General features: G+C 71.0%; 16 protein-coding genes. 9 read left to right on the top strand and 7 right to left on the bottom strand.

Annotated elements, in window-relative coordinates:
- Positions 1-733 precede the first annotated feature (733 nt).
- Together RWN05_RS17455 and RWN05_RS17450 are read right to left on the bottom strand one after the other, a co-directional pair.
- A complete protein-coding gene (locus tag RWN05_RS17455) occupies positions 734-985 on the bottom strand; it encodes an acyl-CoA carboxylase subunit epsilon (RefSeq protein WP_314140522.1) in 252 nt (83 codons plus the stop codon).
- Positions 982-2,583: an acyl-CoA carboxylase subunit beta gene (locus RWN05_RS17450; protein ID WP_071262519.1), complete on the bottom strand. Its 1,602-nt coding sequence runs from the start codon at positions 2,581-2,583 to the stop codon at positions 982-984. The genes RWN05_RS17455 and RWN05_RS17450 overlap by 4 nt, the downstream gene beginning before the upstream one ends.
- Positions 2,584-2,722: 139 nt before the next feature.
- On the opposite strand from RWN05_RS17450, the gene RWN05_RS17445 reads away from it, so the two are divergent.
- Complete coding sequence (locus tag RWN05_RS17445; protein WP_285039403.1) at positions 2,723-3,514, top strand: biotin--[acetyl-CoA-carboxylase] ligase; 792 nt, start codon at positions 2,723-2,725, stop codon at positions 3,512-3,514.
- Here the strand turns inward: RWN05_RS17445 and RWN05_RS17440 are convergent.
- Positions 3,498-4,310, bottom strand: coding sequence for an EI24 domain-containing protein (locus RWN05_RS17440; protein ID WP_121291906.1), 813 nt, complete (start codon positions 4,308-4,310; stop codon positions 3,498-3,500). The two genes, RWN05_RS17445 and RWN05_RS17440, sit on opposite strands and share 17 nt — an antisense overlap.
- Before the next feature lie 101 nt (positions 4,311-4,411).
- Between RWN05_RS17440 and RWN05_RS17435 the strand changes: the two genes are divergently transcribed.
- Together RWN05_RS17435 and RWN05_RS17430 are read left to right on the top strand one after the other, a co-directional pair.
- The gene (locus RWN05_RS17435; protein WP_231884331.1) at positions 4,412-4,969 is read left to right on the top strand and encodes a PH domain-containing protein; all 558 of its coding nucleotides are present in this window, start codon (positions 4,412-4,414) and stop codon (positions 4,967-4,969) included.
- 129 nt (positions 4,970-5,098) lie between these two features.
- Positions 5,099-6,244, top strand: coding sequence for a 5-(carboxyamino)imidazole ribonucleotide synthase (locus tag RWN05_RS17430; RefSeq protein WP_121291905.1), 1,146 nt, complete (start codon positions 5,099-5,101; stop codon positions 6,242-6,244).
- Positions 6,245-6,422: 178 nt separating this feature from the next.
- Here RWN05_RS17430 and RWN05_RS17425 read toward each other — a convergent pair whose 3' ends face one another.
- Both RWN05_RS17425 and RWN05_RS17420 read right to left on the bottom strand, forming a co-directional pair.
- Positions 6,423-8,255 (bottom strand): sulfite reductase subunit alpha, encoded by a 1,833-nt coding sequence (locus RWN05_RS17425; RefSeq protein WP_314140518.1) that lies wholly within the window; start codon positions 8,253-8,255, stop codon positions 6,423-6,425.
- A 23-nt stretch (positions 8,256-8,278) separates the two neighbouring features.
- Positions 8,279-13,861: a glutamate synthase-related protein gene (locus RWN05_RS17420; RefSeq protein WP_314140517.1), complete on the bottom strand. Its 5,583-nt coding sequence runs from the start codon at positions 13,859-13,861 to the stop codon at positions 8,279-8,281.
- A 389-nt stretch (positions 13,862-14,250) separates the two neighbouring features.
- Here RWN05_RS17420 and mvk point away from each other — a divergent pair, with 389 nt between their 5' ends.
- Genes mvk through RWN05_RS17395 form a run of 5 tightly spaced genes read left to right on the top strand, consistent with a single transcriptional unit; the run spans position 14,251 to position 19,775 of the window.
- Positions 14,251-15,189, top strand: coding sequence for a mevalonate kinase (gene mvk, locus RWN05_RS17415; RefSeq protein ID WP_175117681.1), 939 nt, complete (start codon positions 14,251-14,253; stop codon positions 15,187-15,189).
- A complete protein-coding gene (gene mvaD / locus RWN05_RS17410) occupies positions 15,186-16,244 on the top strand; it encodes a diphosphomevalonate decarboxylase (protein ID WP_314140515.1) in 1,059 nt (352 codons plus the stop codon). Before mvk ends, mvaD begins: the two co-directional genes overlap by 4 nt.
- On the top strand, positions 16,241-17,458 hold the full coding sequence (locus tag RWN05_RS17405; RefSeq protein ID WP_175117683.1) for a phosphomevalonate kinase: 1,218 nt from the start codon (positions 16,241-16,243) through the stop codon (positions 17,456-17,458). The genes mvaD and RWN05_RS17405 overlap by 4 nt, the downstream gene beginning before the upstream one ends.
- Positions 17,455-18,522 carry a hydroxymethylglutaryl-CoA reductase gene (locus RWN05_RS17400; RefSeq protein ID WP_079002857.1) on the top strand — a complete coding sequence of 356 codons (1,068 nt, stop codon included), beginning with the start codon at positions 17,455-17,457 and terminating at the stop codon, positions 18,520-18,522. Before RWN05_RS17405 ends, RWN05_RS17400 begins: the two co-directional genes overlap by 4 nt.
- Before the next feature lie 59 nt (positions 18,523-18,581).
- Positions 18,582-19,775, top strand: a complete 1,194-nt coding sequence (locus RWN05_RS17395; RefSeq protein WP_314140513.1) for a hydroxymethylglutaryl-CoA synthase — start codon at positions 18,582-18,584, stop codon at positions 19,773-19,775.
- A 219-nt stretch (positions 19,776-19,994) separates the two neighbouring features.
- Here the strand turns inward: RWN05_RS17395 and RWN05_RS17390 are convergent, their stop codons facing one another.
- Positions 19,995-22,088, bottom strand: coding sequence for an acyltransferase family protein (locus RWN05_RS17390; RefSeq protein WP_314140511.1), 2,094 nt, complete (start codon positions 22,086-22,088; stop codon positions 19,995-19,997).
- Between the two features lie 131 nt (positions 22,089-22,219).
- Complete coding sequence (locus RWN05_RS17385; RefSeq protein ID WP_314140510.1) at positions 22,220-23,323, bottom strand: VIT1/CCC1 family protein; 1,104 nt, start codon at positions 23,321-23,323, stop codon at positions 22,220-22,222.
- A 147-nt stretch (positions 23,324-23,470) separates the two neighbouring features.
- Here RWN05_RS17385 and purE point away from each other — a divergent pair, with 147 nt between their 5' ends.
- Positions 23,471-23,992, top strand: coding sequence for a 5-(carboxyamino)imidazole ribonucleotide mutase (purE, locus tag RWN05_RS17380; protein ID WP_370582001.1), 522 nt, complete (start codon positions 23,471-23,473; stop codon positions 23,990-23,992).
- The last annotated feature ends 34 nt before the right edge of the window (positions 23,993-24,026 follow it).

Genomic DNA, 24,026 nt, shown 5'->3' with positions numbered 1-24,026 from the left:
CGAGGGCTGCCCGCAGCCGTTGGATCTCTGCGTATTCGTCCGAGAACTCCGCGAGGCGTGCGGCGTGCTCGTCGCTCGCGCGCATCGCGGTGAGGGTGGTCTCGTTCATGGGACAAGTCCACCATGAACCACTGACATTTCAGATGCTGAGTCGAGCCGGTTGTGTAAGTCTCCTCGTGTGCCCTTCGACAGGCTCAGGGACCGGGAAAGGGTTGCCCAGAGCCGGAGGGAAACCGGATGGACCTCCTCCTCCGGTCACTGCGGTTGTCGGAGTGCCTCCGTGTGCCCTTCGACAAGCTCAGGGGACCGGGGAGGGTGCTCAGGGACCGGGGAAGGGCGCTCAGGGGACCGGGGAGGATGCTTCAGAGGATCGGAGGAGGTTGCTCAGGGACCGGGGGTGCTCCGGACCGGGGAGGGTGCTCAGGGACCCGGGGGAAGTCGCGCAGGCGGCGGGAGAGGTCAAACGAAAGGAGGGCCAGCACCCGATGCTGGCCCTCCGTGACGTTCGTGGGTCAGAGCGGTAACCCGAATACCGCTCTGACCCGCCCCCGAACTCCTGCCCGCTTACCCTAGATGGAGCAGGAGCTGGTGAAGTGGTCTCGATGAGACTCAACTGTCGAGAATGATCATCCCCCATCAGGGGTACCCCCGACAGTCGGCACTATGGAGGACACGAACGGGGGACAGCACCGCGCGCCACGAGGGGCAACCGGTGGTCGTCCGCCCAGGCGGCTCAGCCCGTGAACGCGCGCCAGTGTCCGGGGCCCGCGGTGATCCCCGTACGGAGGTTCCGCCTCGTCCGCTCCCACGTCGACGGGACACGGGGCGCCGGGGCGGTGTCGGCGTCGCGCAGCGCCTGTTCGGCGATCGCGACGCTCAGCACCGCGGTCAGCGCAGCCAGTTCCTCGTCTGTGAGCGCACCGCGCACGATCCGCAGATCGATCGACGACGGCTCGGTCGTGCTCGGCTCGGTGCCGGTGCTCACAGCGGGATGTTCCCGTGCTTCTTGGCGGGCAGGCTCGCACGCTTCGTCCGGAGTGCGCGGAGCGCCTTGATGACCGAGACCCGCGTGGCAGCCGGCTCGATGACGCCGTCCAGCTCGCCGCGCTCGGCGGCGAGGAACGGGCTCGCCACGTTGTAGGTGTACTCGTTCGCGAGGCGCGTGCGCACGGCGGCGACGTCCTCGCCGGCCTCCTCGGCCCGCTTGATCTCGCCGCGATACAGGATGTTGACGGCACCCTGCCCGCCCATGACCGCGATCTCGGCCGTGGGCCAGGCGAGGTTGATGTCGGCCCCGAGCTGCTTCGAGCCCATGACGATGTAGGCGCCGCCGTAGGCCTTGCGCAGGATGACGGTCACCAGGGGCACCGTGGCCTCGGCGTAGGCGTAGAGGAGCTTCGCGCCGCGGCGGATGACGCCGGTCCACTCCTGGTCGGTGCCGGGCAGGTAGCCGGGGACGTCGACCAGGGTGAGGATCGGGATGCTGAACGCGTCGCAGAACCGGACGAACCGACTCGCCTTCTCGCCCGCTTCGATGTTGAGCGTCCCGGCCATCTGGGAGGGCTGGTTCGCGATGACACCGACCGACCGTCCCTCGACGCGCGCGAAACCGATGACGATGTTCGGCGCGAAGAGCGGCTGGACCTCGAGGAAGTCCGCGTCGTCGACGACGTGCTCGATGACGGTCTTCACGTCGTAGGGCTGGTTCGGCGAGTCGGGGATGAGGGTGTTGAGTCGGCGGTCCTCGTCCGTCGTCTCCAGCTCCACCTCGACGTCGAAGACCGTGGCCTCGGACAGGTTGTTGTCGGGCAGGAAGCCGACGAGGGTCCGGGCGTAGTCGAGCGCGTCCGGCTCGTCGCTCGCGAGGTAATGGGCGACGCCCGAGCGGGTGTTGTGCGTGTACCCGCCGCCGAGCTCCTCCATGCCGACGTCCTCGCCCGTGACGGTCTTGATGACGTCGGGCCCCGTGACGAACATCTGGCTCGTCTTGTCGACCATGATGACGAAATCGGTGAGAGCGGGGGAGTAGACGGCACCGCCGGCCGCCGGACCCATGATGATGGAGATCTGCGGGATGACCCCGGAGGCCTGCGTGTTGCGTCGGAAGATCTCGCCGTACTTGCCGAGCGCGACGACGCCCTCCTGGATGCGCGCGCCGCCGGAGTCGAGCATGCCGATGATCGGGACGCCCGTCTTCAACGCGAGGTCCATGATCTTGATGATCTTGTCGCCGGCGACCTCGCCGAGCGAACCGCCGAAGATGGTGAAGTCCTGCGAGTACACGGCGACCTGGCGGCCGTGGATGGTGCCGGTGCCGGTGACGACGGCATCGCCGTACGGCCGTGAGCGGTCCATGCCGAAGGCGGTCGTGCGGTGCCGCACGAACTCGTCGAGTTCGACGAAGCTGCCGTGGTCGAGCAGCTGCTCGATGCGCTCCCGCGCGGTGAGCTTGCCCTTCTTGTGCTGCTTCTCGATGGCGGCTTCGCCGCTCGCCGTCACGGCCTCGTGATAGCGGTTCTTGAGGTCGGCGAGCTTCCCGGCCGTCGTGTACAGGTCAGGGCCGGAGGTGGTTTCGTCGGTCACGCTTTCACCTTACCCGGTGGTCCCCCGGCCGACCCGTTGATGATCGGGTACAAGCGGCGCGCTGATCCGTTGTCGGCATCGTCCAAGCATGCCGGTGGGCGACGCGGGCACCGACGACCGGCCTCAGTAGGGTTGTGCTATGGATCTGCCCCTCGCCGCCGCCCTCGTCCCACGCCTCGAGATCCTCGCTTACGCCGGCTCCACCAACGACGAACTCGCCCGACGCGTGCGCGAGGACGGCGGCGCCGCGTGGCCGGACCGCGCGGTCGTCGTCACCGACGACCAGCGCGGGGGACGAGGCCGCCTCGGTCGCGTGTGGACGGTGCCACCCGGCACGTCACTCGCCGTCTCGGTCCTGCTCCGGCCGGTCACTCCGTCGGGTGATCCGCTCCCGCTGCAGGCCTACGGCTGGCTCCCGCTCCTCGCGGGTGCGGCGCTCGCGGAGTCGCTCCGGGAGCTCGGGGTGCCCGCCGACGTGAAGTGGCCGAACGACGTGCTCATCGGCGGTCGGAAGGTGTCCGGCATCCTCGCCGAGCTGCTGCCGAGTGGGGACGCGGTGATCCTCGGGACCGGTGTCAACCTCCGTCAGCGTGCCGAGGAACTGCCGACCGACCGGTCCACCTCGCTCGCGCTCGCCGGTCTCGTCGATCCTGACCCGGACACCGTCCTCGTCGGCTACCTGCGCGCGTTCGGCACACTGTACGACGCCTACCTGGCGGCGTGCGGTGACGCCGAGGCCAGCGGGCTCCGAGCTGCGGTCACCGAGCGATGCGTGACGTTGGACAGCTCGGTGCGGGTGGAACTCCCCGGCGGCGACATCCTGACCGGGACGGCCGAGCGGATCGACGCCGACGGGCGGCTCGTCGTCCGACCGACCGACGGTGGTGCGCCGGTCGCGGTGGCGGCCGGCGACGTCACGCACGTGCGCTGAGCGTTCCCGCCTGTTCGGTGAGGGACCGGCGTGCGAGTACCGTCGCGCCGGAGACGGCTGCCGGCATGACCAGCACGGACAGGACCGGCACGAGGAAGAGGACCGCGACCGTCATCCCGAAGCCCAGGGTGCGGGCGCGTCTCCTCGCGAGGGTCCGGCGGCGGTCGCGCAACGACAATCCCCTCGCGTCGAACGCGTAGCCCGTCAGCTCGAGGGCGAGGAACCAACCGCTCACGGCGAGCCCGAGCACCGGGACCACCGTCTGGCCGACCACCGGGACGAAGCCGAGGAGGAAGAGGACGGCCGCCGTCGGGATGGTGAGCATGAGCAGGCCGAGTGCCCGGGTGACACCGGTGAGGAGTCCGCGCCAGGCGGACTCACCCGACTCCGGAGGAGCGTCGCCGAGGGTGCGTTCGACGTCGGCCCAGATCCGCTCGTAGAAGGGGTCGCCGACGAGGAGCGTCGCTGCGGCGTAGGCGTACAGCATCACCACGACGGCGACGGCCACCAATGCCACCGCTGCGGCCACCCGGATGGACGAGCGGTACGGCTCGTCCCAGGTGTCGGCGAACGGTGTCGCCCAGTCGACGATCGTGGCGGCGTTGACGCCGAGGAGGACGAGCAGCGCGATGAACACGACGCCCACGATCGCGGCGGGGACCATGCCGAGCAGCATGCGCTTCGGCGAGGTACCCCAGAGGCGGAACCCGCCGAAGAGGATGCCGATCCCCTCGAGGAACGACCCGACGACGCCGGGGTGCTGCGCCGTCGGTGCGGTGCTGTCGGCCGGTTTCACGCCTTCATGCTAGCCGGGCGGCCGATGCACGCATGCTCGGGATCGCCGACGGGCGGGGAGGGAGCAGGCGGCGGGTTGCCGCGACTGCTAAGAATGGGAGTATGGCTGATCCCGGTATGACGGGGCCGGGCAGGCCGGCTCCTCCCGCGGCGGCGACCGAACGTGTGGTCGCACGCCTGCGTCCGCATGCCCGGCGGCTCCTGCTCCCCGCCCTCCTGCTCATCGCGGTGAGCGGCGCCGGAGCGTACTTCTTCGGCTCGTTCGACCTCGAGTGGCAGAACTGGGCCGTCCTCATCGGCGGCGGGGTGATCGTGCTGGTCGCCTGCGTCCTGCCGTTCATCGCCTGGCTGTCGGTCCGCTACGTGATCACGACCCGGCGACTGATCGTCCGTCGCGGGTTCTTCGTGCGGACGCGCCAGGAGCTCTACCACGCCCGCGGCTACGGCATCACGGTGCACAAGAGCTGGGTGCAGAGCGCCTTCGGGAGCGGCAACGTCCGGGTGACGAGCGGTGGCGAGGTGCCCGTCGTCCTGCGGGACGTGCCCGGTGCGGTCCTCGTCCAGAACGCCCTGCACGAGCTCGTCGCGGAGAACCAGAGCATCGCCGCGCCGTACCCGGCAGCTCCGCCTCCGATGCAGCAGCCACCGGTCCGACGCTGACCGGTGCGGGGCGCGCCCGGCCGGTACGATGTTCGAGTCGGGGCACCCGCCGATCCGCCTCAGGATCCGCCCGTCCCGCCTGCCGAAACGAGACCCGCCGGCCGGTCGCCGGAGAGCTGGAGTGAACCCATGAGCATTCGCGTCGGAGTGATCGGCGGCGGTCAGCTGGCCAGGATGATGGTGCCCGCGGCCGTGAACCTCGGACTCGACATCCGGGTGCTCGCCGAGCAGGAGGGCATGTCCGCCCGGCTCGCCACCGTCGAGGTGGGCGACTACCGCGACGCCGACACGGTGCTCGCCTTCGCCGAGACGGTCGACGTCATCACCTTCGACCACGAGCACGTGCCACAGCAGGTCCTGCGGGCGCTCGTCGATGCCGGTGTCCAGGTACACCCGGGACCGGACGCGCTCGCCGTCGCCCAGGACAAGCTGCTCATGCGCGAACGCCTCACGGAGCTCGGACTGCCGGTGCCCGACTGGGCGCGCGTGCACGATCAGGAGGAGCTCGCCGCCTTCCTCGCCGAGCACGGCGGGAAGGGCGTCGTGAAGACGCCACGTGGTGGCTACGACGGCAAGGGCGTCCGCGTCGTCCACGGACCGAACGAGGTCGACGACTGGTTCACGGCGCTCTCCGAGGACGCCAACGGCGGAGCACTGCTCGTCGAGGAGCTGGTGTCGTTCCGGCGCGAGCTCGCCCAGCTCGTCGCCCGGCGCCCGTCCGGCGAGGTGGTGCCGTGGCGCGTCGTCGAGACCGTCCAACTCGGCGGGGTGTGCAGCGAGGTCATCGCTCCGGCGCCCGGCTCGGCTGGTCGGCTCGCCGACACCGCGGAGGAGATCGCCGTGACCGTCGCGACCGCGCTCGGGGTGACGGGCGTCCTGGCCGTCGAACTCTTCGAGACCGACGACGACCGCCTGCTCATCAACGAACTCGCCATGCGTCCGCACAACAGCGGGCACTGGACGCAGGACGGCAGCGTCACGAGCCAGTTCGAGCAGCACCTGCGGGCCGTCCTCGACCTGCCCCTCGGCTGGACGGGCTGCCACCGCGATTGGACCGTCATGGTGAACGTCCTCGGCGGGCCCGCGGAGGGGACGCTCGACGACCGGTACCCGCAGGTCCTCGGTGCGCACCCGCTGGCGAAGGTGCACAACTACGGCAAGGACCCGCGCCCCGGGCGTAAGGTCGGCCACGTCAACGTGGCCGGCGACGACCTCGACGACGTCGTGTACGAGGCACGGGCCGCCGCGGCGTTGCTCGGAGCCGAGAACGCCTGACCGCCCTTCGACAAGCTCAGGGGCCGGGTGAGGGCCTCAGGGACCGGGTGAGGGCCTCAGGGACCGGGTGATGCCCTCAGGGACCGGGTGAGGGCCTCAGTGATCGGGCGGGGAGCCCGGGGATCGGTGACCGGTCCCTGAGCCTGTCGAAGGGCCCTGCTCACGAGCCCGCAGCGCCTCAGTACACGTCGCGGATGTAGCGCTTCTCGCGCTTCAGCGTGTGCACGTACTCGGCCGCGGCCTCGGTCGAACGCCCGCCGTGTTCGGCGATGAGCTCATGCAGCGCCTGGTCGACGTCCTTCGCCATCCGTGAGGCGTCACCGCAGACGGCGAAGTGGCCGCCCTCCTCGAGCCAGGCGTAGAGCTCCTTGCCGTTCTCGCGCATCCGGGTCTGGACGTACACCTTCTCGCGCTGGTCGCGGGAGAACGCGAGGTCCAGACGGTCCAACACCCCTCCGGTGAGCAGCTCGCCGAGTTCGTCCTCGTAGATGAAGTCGTGCGCTCGGTGCTGGTCGCCGAAGAACAGCCAGTTCCGACCCGTCGCCCCGCGCTCGCGGCGCTCCTGGAGGAACGAGCGGAACGGCGCGATCCCGGTTCCCGGGCCGACCATGATGAGCGGTGCATCGTCGTCCGACGGCACCCGGAAGCCCGCGTTCGCGGAGACGAAGATCCCGCTGGTGGCACCCTCCGCGACCCGGTCGGCGAGATGCGTCGACGCGACGCCGCCGTGCAGACGGTCGCCGACCGCGTACCGGACGCTCGCGACGGTGAGGTGCACGCGCCCGTCGGCCGCCAGCGGACTGGACGAGATCGAGTACGCGCGGTGCTGGAGCGGACGCAGCACGTCGAGGAGCGAGGCGGCGTCGAACCGGACCGCGGTGGAGCGCAGGAGGTCGAGGATGTCGCGGTCGCGCAACCAGGAGTCGAGCGTCTCCGCCTGGGCGAGGGCGAGGATCCCCGCCAGCTCCGAGCCCGGCGCGCGGTCGGCGAGCTCGGCCACGAGGTCCTTCGACGGGGTGCGGATCTCGAACCCGTGGGTGAGCCGGTCCGCCAGGGTCGAGCCGTCGACCGACTCGTCCGCGGTCGCGTCCAGTTCGGCGATGATGGCGTCGACGAGCGCCGGGTCGTTGCTCGGCATGACGCCGAGGGCGTCGCCGGCCGCGTATTCGATACCGCTGTCGCCAAGGTCGAACTCGTAGTGCCGGATCTCCTTCGACGAGGCGGGCCCGGACAGGACGCGGTTGACGGCGAGGGTCGCGCCGTACGGCGTCTTGCGGGTCCACGGTGAACGCGTGCGGCCTGGCTTCTTCGCCGGTTTGGCCGCCGGCGCGGGAGCGGGTGCCGCATCGGCGTCCGTCGGGGCGAGGGCGCCGAACAGCGACAGCGCCTGCGTGGTCCACGCCGCGGCGGGCTCCTCGTAGTCGACGTCGCAGTCAACGCGGGCGAGGATGCGTTCCGCGCCGAGCTGCTCCAAGCGCGTGTCGATGAGCTTGCCCGCCTGGCAGAACCCGTCGTATCCGGAGTCGCCGAGCGCGAGCACGGAGAACTTCAGGCCGTCGAGGCGTGGTGCGGTGCTCGCCTGAAGCGTCTCCCAGAACAGTTCGGCGTTGTCGGGCATCTCACCTTCGCCGTACGTGGAGGTGATGACGACGACGTGTCCCATCGTCGGGAGCCGGTCGACCTCGACGTCGTCGAGCCCGATCGTCGTCACCGCCACGCCGTAGCCGGAGGCGGCTCGGCCGAGATCCTCCGCGATGGCCTCCGCGGTGCCCGTCTGCGTCCCGACGAGCACGTGCAGGGCGAGCTGCGGCGTGCGGCCACCTGCGTCGGTGGCGTCGATCGCGCTGGAGCGGACACCGGCCAGGAAACCGGCGAGCCAGACACGCTGCTCGGGGCTGAACGGTGCGTCCGCCGGGATGAACGGGTCGTCGGCGCTGCTGCCGAGCGCGGCGAGCGCCTCGAAGAGCACCGGGCTCGATCCGATCGCCGTCGGTGTCCGTGTCTCGGTCATGATCCCCTCCGGGCCGGGCGCGTTCATCGGCCACCCGCCAGCGTCAGTTCGGCCAGAGCGGCCGATGCAAGGAGTGCTTCGGTGCCACCGGTCGCTGCGGATCGGGCACGGTTCTTGGCGTGCTGGTGCATGATCCACCCCGTGGTGCCCGGGTGGTCGATCGACCGCACGTTCCGTAGCCGCAGGGCCTCCGTGTAGTCGTGGAGTCGCTTCGCCGCGATCATGGCGGCGAGCGCCCCGTCGTCGTACCGTTCGAGCAGCTCTCGAGCCGCCCGTTGCACCCGCTGCATGACGAAGAAGTCCTCGGTGAGGATGAGCGTGCGCACGCTCGCCTGCACGAGCGGGTGCGACGGGTCGTCGACGCCGGGTGTGCGGGACAGCGCGACCTCCTGGGCGAGCTTCAGCACCGTGTAGCTCGTGAGGAGCGCGTAGACGTCCTGCGGGTCCGCCGCCGGTTCGCCGAGTCCGGGGGCACGACCGCCGCGGACCGGCCGGCGGTCGCGGTAGTCGAGCTTGAAGGTGCGGAGCTGCTGTGCCGCGAGGGCCGCGCCGAGCTCGTCGAGGAGTTCCTTCCGGCTCTTGGCCGCGAGGATCGCGTCGCTGTCCTGGTAGAGGAGCAGTGCGCGGGGCATGCCGAACACGAACTGGTGCCTCGCCGTGTCCCACTCGGCGAGCAACCGGGAGGCGAGCGGCGAACCGGTCGCCTCGACGTGCCACTCCAGCAGCAGGAGCACGGCGGCCTCGTGGAACGCGGCCTGCTCGCCCTCGGTGATCGATCCGAGGAGGAGCGAGTCCGCGCTGACCTTGCTCGGCAGTTCGCCCCGCGGATCGTACTGGTAGACGAAGCCACCGCTCATCCCGTTGCCGAAGCCGATGCCGAAGCCGCCGAGGTTCAGCACGGCGCCGTTGGTCATGTACTCGCAGGCGTAGTCGCCGACGCCTTCGACGACCGCGGTTGCGCCCGAGTTGCGGACGGCGAAGCGGTCGCCGGCCTCGCCCTGGACGAAGGTGCGTCCGCCGGTCGCCCCGAAGAGCGCGAAGTTGCCGATGAGGACGTTGCCGCCGTCCTCCGAGCTGCCGCCGCCGGGGGAGAGGATCGCGATGGTGCCACCGGAGGCGCTCTTCCCGACGCCGTCGTTGCAGGTGCCGGTGTGCCGCCAGTGCAGGCCGTCGACGCAGAACGCCGCGTACGACTGCCCCGCGGAGTGTTCGGTACGGATGGTCACGGTGTCGGCGGCGAGCGAACGGTGGCCGCGGTCGTCGGTGACGACGGACGGGATCGCCGCCGTCTGGGCGTCGTCGAGCTCGTGGTTGAGGATGCGCTCGAGGTCGATCGCGAGCTGCCCGCCCACGGAACGCCAGCGGTTGCCGAGGCGGATCCCGCCGTCGGCGTCCTCGGCTCCGAGGTCGAGCGTCGTCCGGCCGTCGTCGAAGAGTCCTGCCCGTACCCGCTCGATGAGGGCGTCGTCGAGCGTGAAGTCCTTCTCCAGGTAGACGGGGTCGGTGACGACGACCTCGGGGACGACCGCGAGCATGGCCCGCAGGTCGAGGTCCGCGACGGCGGCCGGGTGGTCGACGAGGTGGAGGAGGTCGGTGCGACCGCGGGCTTCGCGGAGCGAGCGGAGGCCGAGGATGGCGAGCCGCTCGCGGACGTCGTGCGCGATGTTCAGGAGGTACTGCGCGAGCGCGCGTGGGTCGCCGTCGAAGGTCTCCGGGTTGGTCGTGAGACCGGCCGGGCACTTCACGTTGCAGTTCTTCGCCATGACGCACTTGAGCATCATGAGCGCGGTGGTCCCGAACTCGAAGCTGTCGCCGCCGAGCAGGGCGGAGATGACGACGTCGCGACCGGTCTGGTGCGCGCCGGAGCAGCGCAGGGTGACCTTCGACCGCAGACCGTTCGCGCTGAGGGCCTGGTGGACCTCGGCGATGCCGATCTCGGCGCTGCGTCCGGCGTACTTGAGGCTCGTCACGGCGGCTGCGCCGGTCCCTCCGGTGTTGCCGGCCACGTTGATGACGTCGGCACCGGCTTTGGCGACGCCGACGGCGATCGTGCCGATGCCCTCGGAGGAGACGAGCTTGACGACGACGCGGACCCGTGCCGCCTTGCAGTCGTGGATGAGCTGCGCGAGGTCCTCGATCGAGTAGGTGTCGTGGTGCGGCGGCGGCGAGACGAGCTCGATGCCGGGCGTGCCACCCCGGGCGGCGGCGATGTCCACCGTCACCTTGGGAGCCGGGAGCTGACCGCCCTCGCCGGGCTTCGCGCCCTGGCCGATCTTGATCTCGAGCTCCTGGAGCATCGGGTCGGCGAGGTAGCCGGCCCAGACGCCGAAGCGCCCGGAGGCGAACTGCTTGATGCGTGAGCCGCGGATCGTCCCGTAGCGGGACAGGTGTTCGCCGCCCTCGCCACTGTTCGACATCCCGCCGACCATGTTGGTGCCGTGGGCCACCGCCTCGTGCGCGGTCGCCACGAGCGCGCCGTGGCTCATCGCCCCGGATGCGAGGGATCGGGTGATCTCGCTCGCCGGCTGGACGAGGTCGGTCGAGATGCTCTCGGCACCCTCGACGAGCATCGAGAAGTAGTCGTCGGCGGACCCCGTCGCCTCGACGATGAGGTCGCCACCGGAGATCCAGTGCCCCGTCACCTCGCCGCCGAAGCGGTGGACGTAGTACTCGCCGAGCGCCGAGACCCGGGTGAGGTCGCCCGCGAGCGGTCCCGTGAGCTGCAGCCGGTGCCGACCCTGCTCGGTCCGCGTCGCGCGCAGGCCGCGGACGACGATCGAGGAGTTGCCGACGGGGCCGAGCCGATCGAGCTCGCGCGCGAACTCCTCCGGGGTGGTCAGCCGGGTGATGTCCTCGGGCAGCACGAGCACGTCGCGGAGGGCGGCCGGGCGACGGCGCCGCTCGGTGGTCATCGACTGGACGAAGGAGCGGTAGCCGGGCGTGATGGTGAAGGCGTCGATCTCGTCGTCGTCGAGGGCGTCGAAGGAGGTGTGCTGGTAGGCGTCGTCGTCGATCCCGAACGCGTCCTCGAGGTTCCCGATGGTGTGGAGGCGTAGCGGGTCGTCGCCGAGCGTGCCGCCGTCGCGGTCGACGGCGGTCGTGCCCGCTCGCGGCAGCTGCACGGGCTCCTCGGTGAGGTCGACGAAGCCGCGGACCGCGGTCGTCCCGTAGGAGTGGCCGGCGCCCTCGGCGCGTTCCTTGAACAGGCCGAGGAGCGGGACGTCCGCGTCGCTCGACGTCGTCAGGGCGCGCTGGTGCCAGGCGCTCGCCGTCCGGGCGATCCCGGCGAACCCGACGCCACCGACGGGGGCGCGGAGGTGCGGGAAGGCGCGCGCGAGCACGGGGTCGCTCGTGTCGAGGTAGTTCGGTTCGAAGAACTCACCGCCGATGTAGCTCTCGACGGTGCAGAGGCCGACCCGGCCCATGGTCTTCAGGAGCGACTTCTCGGCGGCGTACGCGAACCGGCGGAAGGCGGCCTCGACGTCGTCGGGGTGCTGCTGTTCGGCGCGGAGACGGACCGCGAGCGGGTGCACCGCCGACGCACCGAAGCCGAGGGCGGAGGCGACGTGGTGCGAGGACGGCAGCTGGCCGCTGTCGACCACGAGCGACACGCGGAGCCGGAGGCCGTCGTCGATGAGTCGCTGGTTGACGGCCGCCACGACGAGGATGAGCGGCAGGGCGGCACCCTCCGCGTGGACGCCGCGGTCGCTGAGGATCGCGATGCCGCCGTTCTCTGCGGCGAACCCGGCGACCTCCGCGGCCACGCGCTCGACGGCGGCCTCCAGCGCGTCGGCGTTCGCCTGCGCGTCCACCTCGGGCCGGAAGAGGATGTCGAACCACGCGACCGGCGACTCGTGCTGAGCGCTGAGGCGCCGCAGTTCGTCCTCGCTGACGATGGGGGATCGGAGGACGAGCTGCTTCGTGCCGACCGTGCCGCTACCGGGCTTCGGACCGAGCGCGACCCGCAGGGTCATGCCGTCAGCCTCACGGATGCTGTCGAGCGGCGGGTTGGTCACCTGGGCGAAGCGCTGGGAGAAGTACTTCGCCAGGCCGCCCTCCTGGTCGGACAGGGCGTTGATGGCGTTGCCGTAGCCCATCGCCGAGATCCGCTCCTTGCCCGAGGCGAGCATCGGGTCCGTCATGAACCGGAAGCTCTCCTGGTTGAGGGAGTAGGCGACGTAGCGCTGCACCTGGCTCAGCCCACCGCGGTAGGCGAACGCGTCGTCCGCCGAGGCCGTCGGTGCCGACACCGGGACGCCCCGGTCCTCGAGCGCGTCGAGGTCGGTGGCCGATGCGGCGAGCATCGCCGGGTAGTCCTTGCGTGCCGCGAGGAGCTCGAGCGCCTCGCCCGTTCGGAGACGCGTGCCCGTGCGGTGGTCGTAGGCGAGCATACCGCCGGCCTCGATGCGACCGCGGTGGACCACCTTGTCGTCCGGGAACGGCAGCTGCCCCGCCTCGGAGGTGACGCAGAGGTAGTCCTTCGTCTCGACGCTGCGCAGCGGGCGCAGGCCGAGGCGGTCGAGCCGGGCGCCGACGGTGGTCCCGTCGTTGAAGATGAGCGCCGCCGGGCCGTCGTTCTTCTCCTCGACGAGCGAGAAGTACTCGAGCATCGCCCGAACCTCGCGGCTCAGCGTGCGATCGTTCTCCCAGGCCGGGGGCATGACCGATACGACCGCCTCGAGCAGTTCGAGTCCGTCCTCGACGACGCGGCTATGCAGCGTCTGGTCGAGGCGGGAGCTGTCCGACTGACCCCTGGCCCGGATGATCTTCCGGCCCCGCGATGCCGCCAGCGCCGTCTCGGACAGACGGTTCTTGCGGTCGGTGTTGAGCTCGCCGTTGTGCGCCATGAGGCGGAAGGGCTGTGCCATCGACGGGTGGGGAGCGGTGTTCGTCGAGAACCTGGTGTGGAAGGCGAGGGTCCTCACCCGGTGCAGGGGATCGGCCAGGTCGGCGAAGTAGGGGATGACCTCGCCGGAGTTGAGGCGTCCCTTCAGGACCTGCGTGCGCGTGCTGAGTGACAGCGGGTACAGGCCGTCGAGGGTGAGGTCCGTGTAGGCGGTGGCCTCGATCGCGAGCAGGGCCGCGTGCGCGCGCCGGTCGAGGTCCTCCGTGGAGGCGTCGTCCGACGGCTCGAAGATCCACTGCCGGATCGGCAGCTGGTACTGCACGGCCTTCGGGCGCAGGACGGCGTCGACCGTCGGCACGGCACGGGCGAGCAGCACGGTGAAGCCGGCCTCGGCGAGCGAGCGTTCGATGAGCGCCTCGGCGTCGCCGATCCGACCGTGGTCGACCGGGAGGAAGACGTTCGCGACGCCGAACCGCCCGGCGACGAGCGGCTTGCCGACGAGGGAGCTGAAGAAGTCGACCGAGAGGTCGATCTGCACGCCCGCTCCGTCGCCGACACCCTCGGAGGACATGCCGCCGCGGTGGGGGATGGCGCACAGGGCGGTGTCGCCGAGGGCGATGACGTCGTGGCTCTGCACGCCGTCCTTACGGGTGATGAAGCCGACGCCGCAGTCGCTCTTGTCGGTCTGGCGATCGACGAGGTCGGGCAGGGGCGATGGTGCTGCGGTGCGCGGGCGCGGTGGAACGGAAGACGAGATCACGACGGGGTACCCCTCGGAATGCGGGCGCTGGACGGCCCGGAGACGGTGAGATGACGGGACCGGATCTACGTCGCTGGAGGCTGGGTCCGTGTCGACGCGGGCGCTGGGTGCGGCGGCCGTCGTCTGCATGAATGGAGGTGTTCCGATCCTAACCGGGCCGTCCCGCCCACTCAACCGTAACGAGCCGAACCCGGCCGATCGGCGTAGGCTGGGTGTTTCCGGTACGTATGGGACACGCCGTGAGCGCTCCGGCGGCTCCCGTCGACGGCCCATCGCGCAGCGCCCGGATGCGCTGCGGGGCGGCTCACGAGCCGGCCCGTGGTGGATCGGATCGCGACCGGACGACCGATGTGCAGCCAGCTGCATGTTTTTCGGACCAGAATGGTGAGATGACGACAGAGCACACGGCTGCGACCGGTCGCGGCTTCGCGCACGCCAAAGCGATCCTGCTGGGCGAGCACGCCGTCGTCTACGGTTCTCCAGCCGTCGCCCTGCCCATCCCGTCGCTCCGGGTCGAGGCGACCGCCCGGCGCATCGACGGGGCCTCTGTCCTCGACACCGAGATCTCGCTCGGCCCGCTTGACGCCTCCGATCCGCTCGGGACCACCGTCCTCGAGACCCTCGCGCACGTCGGTGCGGCCCCGGCCGGCGTCGAGGTCGTCGTCCGCGGGACGCTCCCGATCGGACGGGGCCTCGGTTCGAGCGCCGCAGCGGCCAACGCGATCGTGGACGCCGTCGCCGACCTCCACGGTGTGGCGCTCGACGACGCCGACCGGTTCGAGCTCGTGCAGCGCGGCGAACGCGTCGCCCACGGGACGCCCAGCGGTCTCGACGCCCGGGCCACGAGCGCCTCGACACCCATCCTCTTCACCGCCGGCCGGGTCGAGCATCCGCCGATCCGCTTCGGCGGCAGCTTCGTCGTGGCCGACACCGGTGCGCGCGGGTCGACCCGGAAGGCGGTCGCCGACGTCCGCACCTTCGTCGAGCTGCACCCCGAGCGCGGCCGGACGCTCCTGGCCGAGCTCGAACGCGGGACCCTGGCGGGCGTCTCAGACCTCGCCGCGGACCGCCGCGACGACCTCGGGACCCGCATGAACACGGCGCAGGTCGTCCTCGACGAACTCGGCGCCGGCCACCCCGCCATCACCGCGCTCATCGAGGTCGCCACGGCGAACGGCGCCCTCGGCGCGAAGCTCACGGGCGGCGGGCAGGGTGGATGCATCATCACCCTCGCCGCGGACCCCGCGTCAGCCCGACGCATCTCGCAAGCCCTCCTCGAGGCCGGAGCACTCGGCACCTGGACGATCGACGCGGAGGACTACGCGTGACCCTGACCCCGCAACAGCACGCCGAGACCGCGTCGGCCGACGGCGCCGCGACCGCGCTGGCCAACCCCAACATCGCCCTCGTCAAGTACTGGGGCAAGCGGGACGAGGCGCTCATCCTCCCGTGGACCGGAAGCCTCTCACTGACCCTCGACGCGGCGCCCACGACGACGACGGTGCGACTGACGGACGCAGCCGACGACGTCGTGCTCCTCGGCGGACGAGCCCTCGAGGGCACCGCCCGCTCCCGCGTCACACGCTTCATCGACCTCGTGCGCGCGCTCGCCGACCGAGACGAGCGCGTCACCGTCGACTCCCACAACGAGATCCCCACGGGCGCCGGCCTCGCCTCCTCGGCCTCCGGCTTCGCTGCACTGGCGCTCGCCGCATCGACCGCGTTCGGACTCGACCTCGATCGCCGTGCCCTCTCCCGGCTGGCGCGCCGTGGCTCGGGATCGGCCTCCCGCTCGATCTTCGACGGGATCGCCGTCTGGCACGCCGGGCACGACGACGAGAGCTCCTTCGCCGAGGCGGTGCCCGCGCGCGGACTCGAGCTCGGCATGGTCCTCACCGTCCTCGACGCCCGGGCCAAGTCGGTCTCCAGTCGCGACGGCATGCGGCGCACGGTCGACACCTCCCCGTACTACCCCGCCTGGGTCGAACGCACCCCCGTCGAACTCGAGGAGATGCTCGCCGCGATCGCCCGCGCCGACTTCACCGCGGTGGGCACGATCGCCGAGCGGAACGCGATGCGGATGCACGCCACGATGCTCGGCGCCGAGCCGCCGGTCAGGTATTGGGGACCGGCGAGCGTGGAACTGCTCGATCTCGTCGCAAACCTCCGAGGCGACGGCCTCGAATGCTATGCGACGATGGACGCCGGCCCGAACGTGAAGATCCTGTGTCGAGCCGACGCGGTCGACGAGCTCGCGACTCGGATCCTCGAGGCGCAGCCCGACATCGGCGTCATCCCCGCCAGAGCCGGACGGGGCGCGAGGCTCATCACCTCGGAGCCCGGCGGATCGGCGGGCGAGCAGACAACGGAAGGAGCGCGATGATCGAGATCAAGGCGCCCGGCAAGCTCTTCGTGGCCGGCGAGTACGCCGTCGTCGAACCAGGACACCCCTCCATCCTCGTCGCGGTCGACCGGTGCGTCACCGTCCGACTCGAAGCGAGCGAGCACGAGGGCCGCATCTTCTCCGACCAGTACGGCCGAGCGCCCATCATCTGGCGTCGCAACCGCAACGGGGTCGTCGTCGAGCACGAGGAACGCCCGCTCGACCACGTCCTCTCCGCCGTGAGCACGATGGAGACCCTCGTCGCCGAGCTCGGCGTGGCGCAGCGGTTCTCCGCGCTGTCCATCACCAGTGAGCTCGACGACGCGAGCGGCAGGAAGTTCGGCCTCGGCTCGAGTGCCGCCGTGACGACCGCCACCATCCGCGCCCTCGACGAGTTCTACCAGCTCGACCTCACCCGGACGCAGATGCTCAAGCTCGCGATCCTCGCCACCATCGACGTCGCGCCGGCAGCCTCCGGCGGCGACCTCGCGGCGAGCATGTTCGGCGGCTGGCTCCGCTACACCTCACCCGATCGGGCTCGGCTGCGCGAGGTGCGCCACCGAGAAGGGGTGCTCGCCGCCCTCCGCGACCCCTGGGCCGAGCTGGGACTCGAGCGACTGTCGCCGCCGACCTCGCTCCGGCTCCTCGTCGGCTGGACCGGCGAGCCCGCCTCGACCACGCGTCTCGTCGACGAACTGCAGTCCCGCAAATGGGCGGAGACCGCCCACTACACCTCGTTCCTCGCGGCCAGTCGCGCCGCCGTCGACGCCCTCACGATCGGCTTGAACGACGAGGACCCGGCCCTCGTGCTCGGTGCCGTCCGCTCCGCGCGCGCGACGCTCGCCGGTCTCGGACGCGACGCCGGTGTCGACATCGAGACCGCCGCGCTTGCTCAGCTCTGCGACGCCGCCGAGCGTCTCGGCGGGGCGGCCAAGTCGTCCGGTGCCGGTGGTGGCGACTGCGGGATCGCGTTCATCGGCCAGTCCGTCTCCACCGCCGCCCTCGAAGACGACTGGTCGGCGCACGGCATCGAGCGGCTCCCGCTCACGGTGCATCCGCCGACCGGACTCATCGACGCCGCCCACAGCCCGTGGGGGCCGTCGGAGATCAGCCGTACCGACGACGACGCGGTCGAATCCATCAGATCCACCTACGCTCGTGCCTTCGCCGAGCAGCACGACGTCCTCCGGGGCGGAACGGAACACCACGCATGAGCAACGAACCCGACGGCGTCGCACCGGTCCCACTCAAGTGGATCGGTCCGCTCCACCTGAGCGGCAACGTCATGGAGGGCGAGCAGGAGGTCCCGCTCGCCACCTACGAGAGCCCGCTCTGGCCGTCGGTCCGTCGGGGCGCCCGCATCTCCTCCATGGTCCCCGGCGGCATCCGCGCGACGCTCGTCGACGAGCGGATGAGCCGCTCCGTCCTGTTCGAGGTCGACTCCGCCGGCGACGCCCTGCAGGCGCTCCGCGAGATCGAGCGCAGCCTCCCCGAGCTGCAGGCCGTCGTCGCACAGTCGAGCCACTTCGCAGAACTCATCGAGATCAACTCGCAGATCGCCGGCAACCTGCTCTTCCTGCGCCTCGAGTTCCGCACGGGTGACGCGTCCGGGCACAACATGGTCACGCTCGCGGCGGACCGTCTCATGCCGTACATCATGGAGCGTTGGCCGATGCTCCGGTACGGCTCGATCTCCGGCAACTTCTGCTCCGACAAGAAGGCGACCGCGGTCAACGGCATCCTGGGTCGTGGCAAGAACGTCGTCACCGAGATGACGATCCCGCGGGCGATCGTCGAGCGGTTCCTGCACACGACGCCCGAGCAGATCGTGCAGCTGAACGTGCGCAAGAACCTCGTCGGGACGATCCTCGCCGGTGGCCTGCGGAGCGCGAACGCCCACTACGCCAACATGTTGCTCGCGTTCTACCTGGCGACCGGCCAGGACGCCGCGAACATCGTCGAGGGCTCGCAGGGCGTCACGCACGCCGAGGTCCACGACGGCGACCTCTACTTCTCCTGCACCCTGCCGAACCTCATCGTCGGCACGGTCGGCAACGGCAAGGGGCTCGGCTTCGTCGAGGAGAACCTCACCCGCCTCGGGTGCCGAGAGGACCGTGAACCCGGCGCCAACGCCCGGCGACTCGCCGTCCTGTGTGCTGCCGCCGTCTGGTGTGGCGAACTGTCACTCCTCGCCGCGCAGACGAACCCCGGTGAGCTCATGGCCGCCCACCTGAAGCTCGAACGTAGCGCGCAGACCGCGGCCGGCGCGCCCGCCTGACCCTCCCACCGCACCGGGGGACCGGTGCATCGTCGACGCTCGAACGGAGCACCCCGCACGTGAACACCAACCAGACCACCAGCCCCGCCGTCGGCATCGACGACATCGCCTTCGCGACCGGTGCGAACCGCATCGACCTCGCCGAGCTCGCGGGGCGCTTCGGCGTCGAGCCCGCCAAGTACTACGTCGGTCTCGGCCAGAGCGAGATGAGCGTCCCGGCCGCCGACGAGGACATCGTGACGATGGCCGCCGCAGCCGCAGCGCCGATCATCGAACGGCACGGCAGCGACCGGCTCCGGACCGTCCTGTTCGCCACCGAGTCCGGGATCGACCAGTCGAAGTCCGCGGGCGTCTATGTGCACCGGCTGCTCGGCCTGCCGCAGGCGGTCCGCGTGGTGGAGCTCAAGCAGGCCTGCTACTCGGCCACCGCGGCGCTGCAGTTCGCGGCTGCACTCGTGGCACGGAACCCCGAGGAGACGGTGCTGGTGATCGCGAGCGACATCGCGCGGTACGAACTGCACTCCAACGCCGAGCCGACGCAGGGCGCCGGGGCCGTCGCCATGCTTGTGGCCGCAGATCCGGCCATCCTCGAGCTCGAGACCGCGACCGGCGTCTACACGCAGGACGTCATGGACTTCTGGCGCCCGAACCACAGTGCGACGGCGATCGTCGACGGCAAGCTGTCCATCTCCGCCTACCAGGACGCCATCGAGGGGGCCTGGGCGGACTACCGGTCACGCGGCGGAGCGGACTTCTCCGAGGTCGACCACTTCTGCTACCACCAGCCGTTCACGAAGATGGCCATCAAGGCGCACCGGCACCTGGCCAAGTCGCTCGGCGCAGGGCGCACCCAGGAGGAGTTGGACGCACAGATCGAGCCGACGACCGGGTACAACCGTCGGATCGGGAACAGCTACACGGCCTCCGTGTACCTCGCGCTGCTCGCGCTGCTCGACGGTGACGACGACCTCACCGGTCGGCGCATCGCGTTCCTCAGCTACGGATCGGGTGCGGTCGCGGAGTGCTTCAGCGGCATCGTGCGTCCGGGCTACCGCTCGGCTCTGCGGAGCGACGTGAACCGTGCGCAGCTCGATGCGCGGACGGTCGTCGACGACGCCCGCTACCTGCAGCTCCTCGAGGACGCGGCGTCGGCCGACGTCCACGACTCCGACCGTCCGCGCGAGACGGGTGCGCCGTTCCGTTTCGCGGGCGTCGTCGGCGACCGCCGGCAGTACGAGCCCACCTCCGCCTGACCGCTCCGCGCCCCGGCTGTCTTGGGTGGTCGCCAGCGCGGTGCGCTGACGTCACCGCGGGTCGGGGACGTGAGCGCGGGTCTCCAGAGGGGCGCGCTCTCGCCTGTGCCTCGCGGTCGTGCCGGTTCCCCGCGCTCGCGTCAGCGCACCGCGCCGACGCCGGGTTCGACACCCTCACGTCAGCGCACCGCGCTGGCACTCCACCCGATCGCGGACTGGTCACCCCCGGGAGGTGGCGGCTCGGATCCGGTCGACGAGGAACGGGCCCAGGGTCCGCGACCAGGTGGCCGTGATGTGGTGCAGATCGCGATAGACGAGCACGTTCCCGACGGCGAGCGGGCAGGTCCCTGCGGCGCAGTACAGCTCGCCGAGATCCACGACCGGCACGGCGCCGTCGGTCATCGCCGCCGTAGCGGTGTTCAGGTCGAACGTCGGGTACGCCTCGGCCACGGGGAAGGCGCACGCCCCCGCGATGAGCTCGGCGGCGCTCGCGCGGTCGACGCAGGCCGCGGCTTCGGTCGGCACGCGGGGATTGTCCCGCAGCACCACGATCGACGTCCCCTGCTCGAGCACCGGTGTCCATGCGGCGAGCGTCGCGCCTCGGATCGCGGCCTGTTCGGCCACCGAGGTCTCGTCCGGACTCTTGGAGGTCACCAGGATGATGTCGTACGGCCGCCCACCCGTGAACGCCTCCTGCATGAGCGTCCGCCGGGCGTCGCAGGCCGCCGAGTCGTCGGGTCCCGGTGCCCGCCACTCACAGCCCTTGCCGACGTACACGTCGAGCCGCCAGTTGCGTGCCTCGAGCTGGTCGACGAGGCCTGGGATGAGCATCGTGGCGTGCGAGTTCCCGGTGAGCGCGACCCGCGTGGCGTCCGGGCGATCCGAACCGAAGGTGCAGCCGGGGAAGTCCGGCGCGTCGGCGGCTGCGGAACACCGGAAGGTGTCGCCCGTGTCGTCGGTCCGCACCGACAGCGGCGGCAGGAGTTCATCCGCCAACGCCGGATTGGTGCAGCCCGACACGGCCGCATCGGCACCGAAACACGGCTCACCGTCTGCGACGTAGGCGTCCACGGTGCTCGCGAGGGTGCGTTCCTCGGCGGCGACGGTCAGCAACCCCGCCGTCGGGATGCAGAGCACGAGTGCGGTCGCCGCGCTGGCCGACAGGACGGTCCGTGCGGGGCGGGCGTGCGCGAGGACGGGGGCTCGTCGGACGGGGTCCTCGACGAACCGTTTCGTCAGCGCGGCGAGGACCACGGCGACGACCAGGAGAGCGGCCGCGATCGCCCAACCGAGCGGGTCGTCGAGCGCGACGGGCACGCCGAGCACCCACGGTGCGACCACGATGAGCGGCCAGTGCCACAGGTACAGCGAGTAGGAGAGATCGCCGAGCAGGAGCGACGCACGCGTCCGTGCGAGGGTCGTCACGGACCACCGGTGGGTCGACGACCCACCGACGATCACGAGGAGCGTCCCGAGCACCGGGAGGGCGGCGGCGATCCCGGGGAACGCCGTCCGCTCGGTGAAGGCGACCAGCGCGACCGCCAGGACGACGACGCCGAGGACACCGGAGGCCGTCCGCCAACGGGTGCGGTGCACGACCACGACCGGCCCGAGCAGCGCGAGGAGACCGCCGGCCGCGAACTCCCAGGCACGGGTCGGCGTGGCGAAGTACGCCGGTGCCGGGTCCGCCGCCGTGTACAGGATCGAGCACAGGAGTGAGGTGGCACCGATGATCCCGAGCGCAACACCGAGGGTGCGGCGGAGGTCCGACGGTCGACGCCTGGCGAGCCACACGCACAGCACGACGACGAGCGGCCAGCCGAGGTAGAACTGTTCTTCGACGGAGAGCGACCAGAAGTGCTGGACCGGTGACGCGGCGCTGCCCTGTGCGAGATAGTCCACCGAGCTCCCGGCCAGGAACCAGTTCTCCCAGGAGGTCGCGCTCGCCACGGTCTCGGTGAAGAACTGCGTCCAGGCGCTCGGCGGAGCCAGCCGCCAGATGAGGACGGCGGTCACGGCGAGCACGAGTAGGGCGGCCGGCAGGAGCCGCCGGATCCGGCGGGCCCAGAACGCCTGGAGATCGACGCGTCCCGTCGCATCGGCCTGGCGTGCGAGGTGGCTCGTGATCAGATACCCGCTGACGACGAAGAACACGTCGACGCCGACATACCCACCGGGCAGGAGGCTCGACGACAGGTGGAAGACCACGACGGACAGGACGGCGATCGCGCGGAGCAGCTGGATGTCGGGCTGCGTGCGCGGAACCGCTCCGAGGAGGGGAGACGCGCCGGTCCGCTCCTGCACCTGCCTCACGCGATCTCCTCCGCCGTCCGGGTCGACGGACGGCGGGCTCAGCGTAGGGAACGCCGGTGACGCACTCGTGGACTGCAGATGACCGGTTCGCTTCGGCTTCAGGTGTTCACGACGGACGACCGCCGATCGGGTCAGCCGACGTTCGCGCCGAAGAGCAGGCCGAGCACGTAGGTCGCCGCGGCCGCCCCGTATCCGATCGCGAGTTGCCGCAGTGCCCGGCGGAGCGGTGGACCGCCGGAGAGGAGCCCGACGACGGCGCCGGTTCCGAGCAGGGCCACCCCGACCAGGAGTGCGGCGACGAGCAGTGCGGCGACACCCTGCAGCCCGAACAGGTAGGGCAGGACCGGGATGACGGCGCCCGATGCGAAGAAGCAGAAGCTCGAGAGTGCAGCTCCGAGCCCGGTCCCGATGGCCTCGTGCTCCAGCGCGGCACGGGCCTCGCGCTCGTAGGTCCCGGCACCGACGCGGGCCAGGACGTCCGCGGCGTGGGCCTCGGCTTCCCCGACGTCCATTCCGCGTGCGCGATACACGAGGGCGAGTTCGTTCGCGTCGACGTCGAGGTGGGGGAGGGCGTCGTCGGCCGCCGGGTTGGGCCTGGACGCCTCGAGCAGTTCCCGCTGCGACCGGACCGAGACGTACTCGCCGGCTCCCATCGACAGCGCGCCCGCCAGGAGGCCCGCGAGCCCGGCGGCGAGGACGACGCCGTTGCCGACGCCGGTGGCGCTCATGCCGATGACGAGTGCGAGGTTCGAGACGAGTCCGTCGTTCGCTCCGAACACGGCCGCCCGGAAGGTTCCGGACAGGCGGTTGCGTCCACGGGCGGCCAGGCCCCGGACGACCTCCTCGTGGATCTGCTCGTCGGCGGCCATCCGCTCGGTGGCCGCGCGTTCGGTCGCGTAGGGCGAGCGTGACTCGGCACGCTGGACGAGCGCCAGGACGAAGACGGATCCGAACCGCCTCGCGAGCCAGCCGAGCAGCCGGGTCCGCAGGTCACCGCGTTGCGGCTTGCCGACGTCGTCGCCGAGCAGGGCGATCCAGTGCGACTCGTGGCGTTTCTCGGCCTCGGCGAGCGCGAGCAGGATGTCGCGCTCCTCACCGCTCCGCCGACCGGCGAGGTCCCGGTAGACGGCGGCCTCGGCGCGTTCGTCGGCGAGGTATCCGCGCCACCGCCGCAGCTCGCGCTGGCTCGGTGGCTCATGGCGTGCTGCGGATCCGTCCGCGGTCGACGTGCTCATCCGCCGATTCTCCCAGACACCGGTCGATCGGGGCGCTGCGCGGTCCGGAGGCGTCCCCGGACCGGGGCGGCCTCCGGCGAGGGCTTGTCCGCCACCTGCGGTGCGTCATGAGCTGATCTTCAGCCGCCGCGATCTACGATGGTGCTCATGCCCGAGAACTCCGCCCCGTCCCTTGACGCCCCGCCGCTCGTCGGCGTTGTGATGGGCTCGGACTCCGACTGGAACGTCATGAGCGATGCGGCGCAGGTGCTCCGCGACTTCGGCGTGCCGTTCGAGGTCGAGGTGCTGTCGGCCCACCGCACGCCCGAGAAGATGATCGCCTACGGCAAGGCCGCCCATGGCCGTGGCGTGAAGGTCGTCATCGCCGGAGCCGGCGGCGCGGCGCACCTTCCTGGGATGCTCGCCTCCGTGACGACCCTGCCGGTCGTCGGCGTCCCGGTGCCGCTCTCCCGCCTCGACGGTCTCGACTCGCTCCTGTCGATCGTGCAGATGCCCGCGGGGGTGCCGGTCGCGACCGTGTCCATCGGCGGCGCGAAGAACGCCGCACTGATCGCCGTCAAGATCCTCGCCACGGCCGACGACGCCCTGCACCAGGCGCTCGTCGCCTACGCCGAAGCCCTCGCCGACTCGGTCGAGGAGAAGAACCGGAACCTCAAAGCGCAGCTATGACGAGTGCAGCCACCGCCGCGAAGCCGATGCGGTA

Origin of the sequence: uncultured Plantibacter sp. (assembly GCF_963518075.1) — a bacterium.
Taxonomy (GTDB): Bacteria; Actinomycetota; Actinomycetes; order Actinomycetales; family Microbacteriaceae; genus Plantibacter; species Plantibacter flavus_A.
The sequence above is the reverse complement of the archived record's forward strand: the minus strand, read 5'-3'. Positions and strand labels throughout refer to the sequence as shown.

Coding starts and splice junctions, on each gene's coding strand:
- RWN05_RS17445 (WP_285039403.1), top strand. CDS start 2,723: ATGGATCTGCCCCTCGCCGCCGCCCTCGTCCCACGCCTCGAGATCCTC.
- RWN05_RS17435 (WP_231884331.1), top strand. CDS start 4,412: ATGGCTGATCCCGGTATGACGGGGCCGGGCAGGCCGGCTCCTCCCGCG.
- RWN05_RS17430 (WP_121291905.1), top strand. CDS start 5,099: ATGAGCATTCGCGTCGGAGTGATCGGCGGCGGTCAGCTGGCCAGGATG.
- RWN05_RS17425 (WP_314140518.1), bottom strand. CDS start 8,255: ATGACCGAGACACGGACACCGACGGCGATCGGATCGAGCCCGGTGCTC.
- mvk (WP_175117681.1), top strand. CDS start 14,251: ATGACGACAGAGCACACGGCTGCGACCGGTCGCGGCTTCGCGCACGCC.
- RWN05_RS17405 (WP_175117683.1), top strand. CDS start 16,241: ATGATCGAGATCAAGGCGCCCGGCAAGCTCTTCGTGGCCGGCGAGTAC.
- RWN05_RS17400 (WP_079002857.1), top strand. CDS start 17,455: ATGAGCAACGAACCCGACGGCGTCGCACCGGTCCCACTCAAGTGGATC.
- RWN05_RS17385 (WP_314140510.1), bottom strand. CDS start 23,323: ATGAGCACGTCGACCGCGGACGGATCCGCAGCACGCCATGAGCCACCG.
- purE (WP_370582001.1), top strand. CDS start 23,471: ATGCCCGAGAACTCCGCCCCGTCCCTTGACGCCCCGCCGCTCGTCGGC.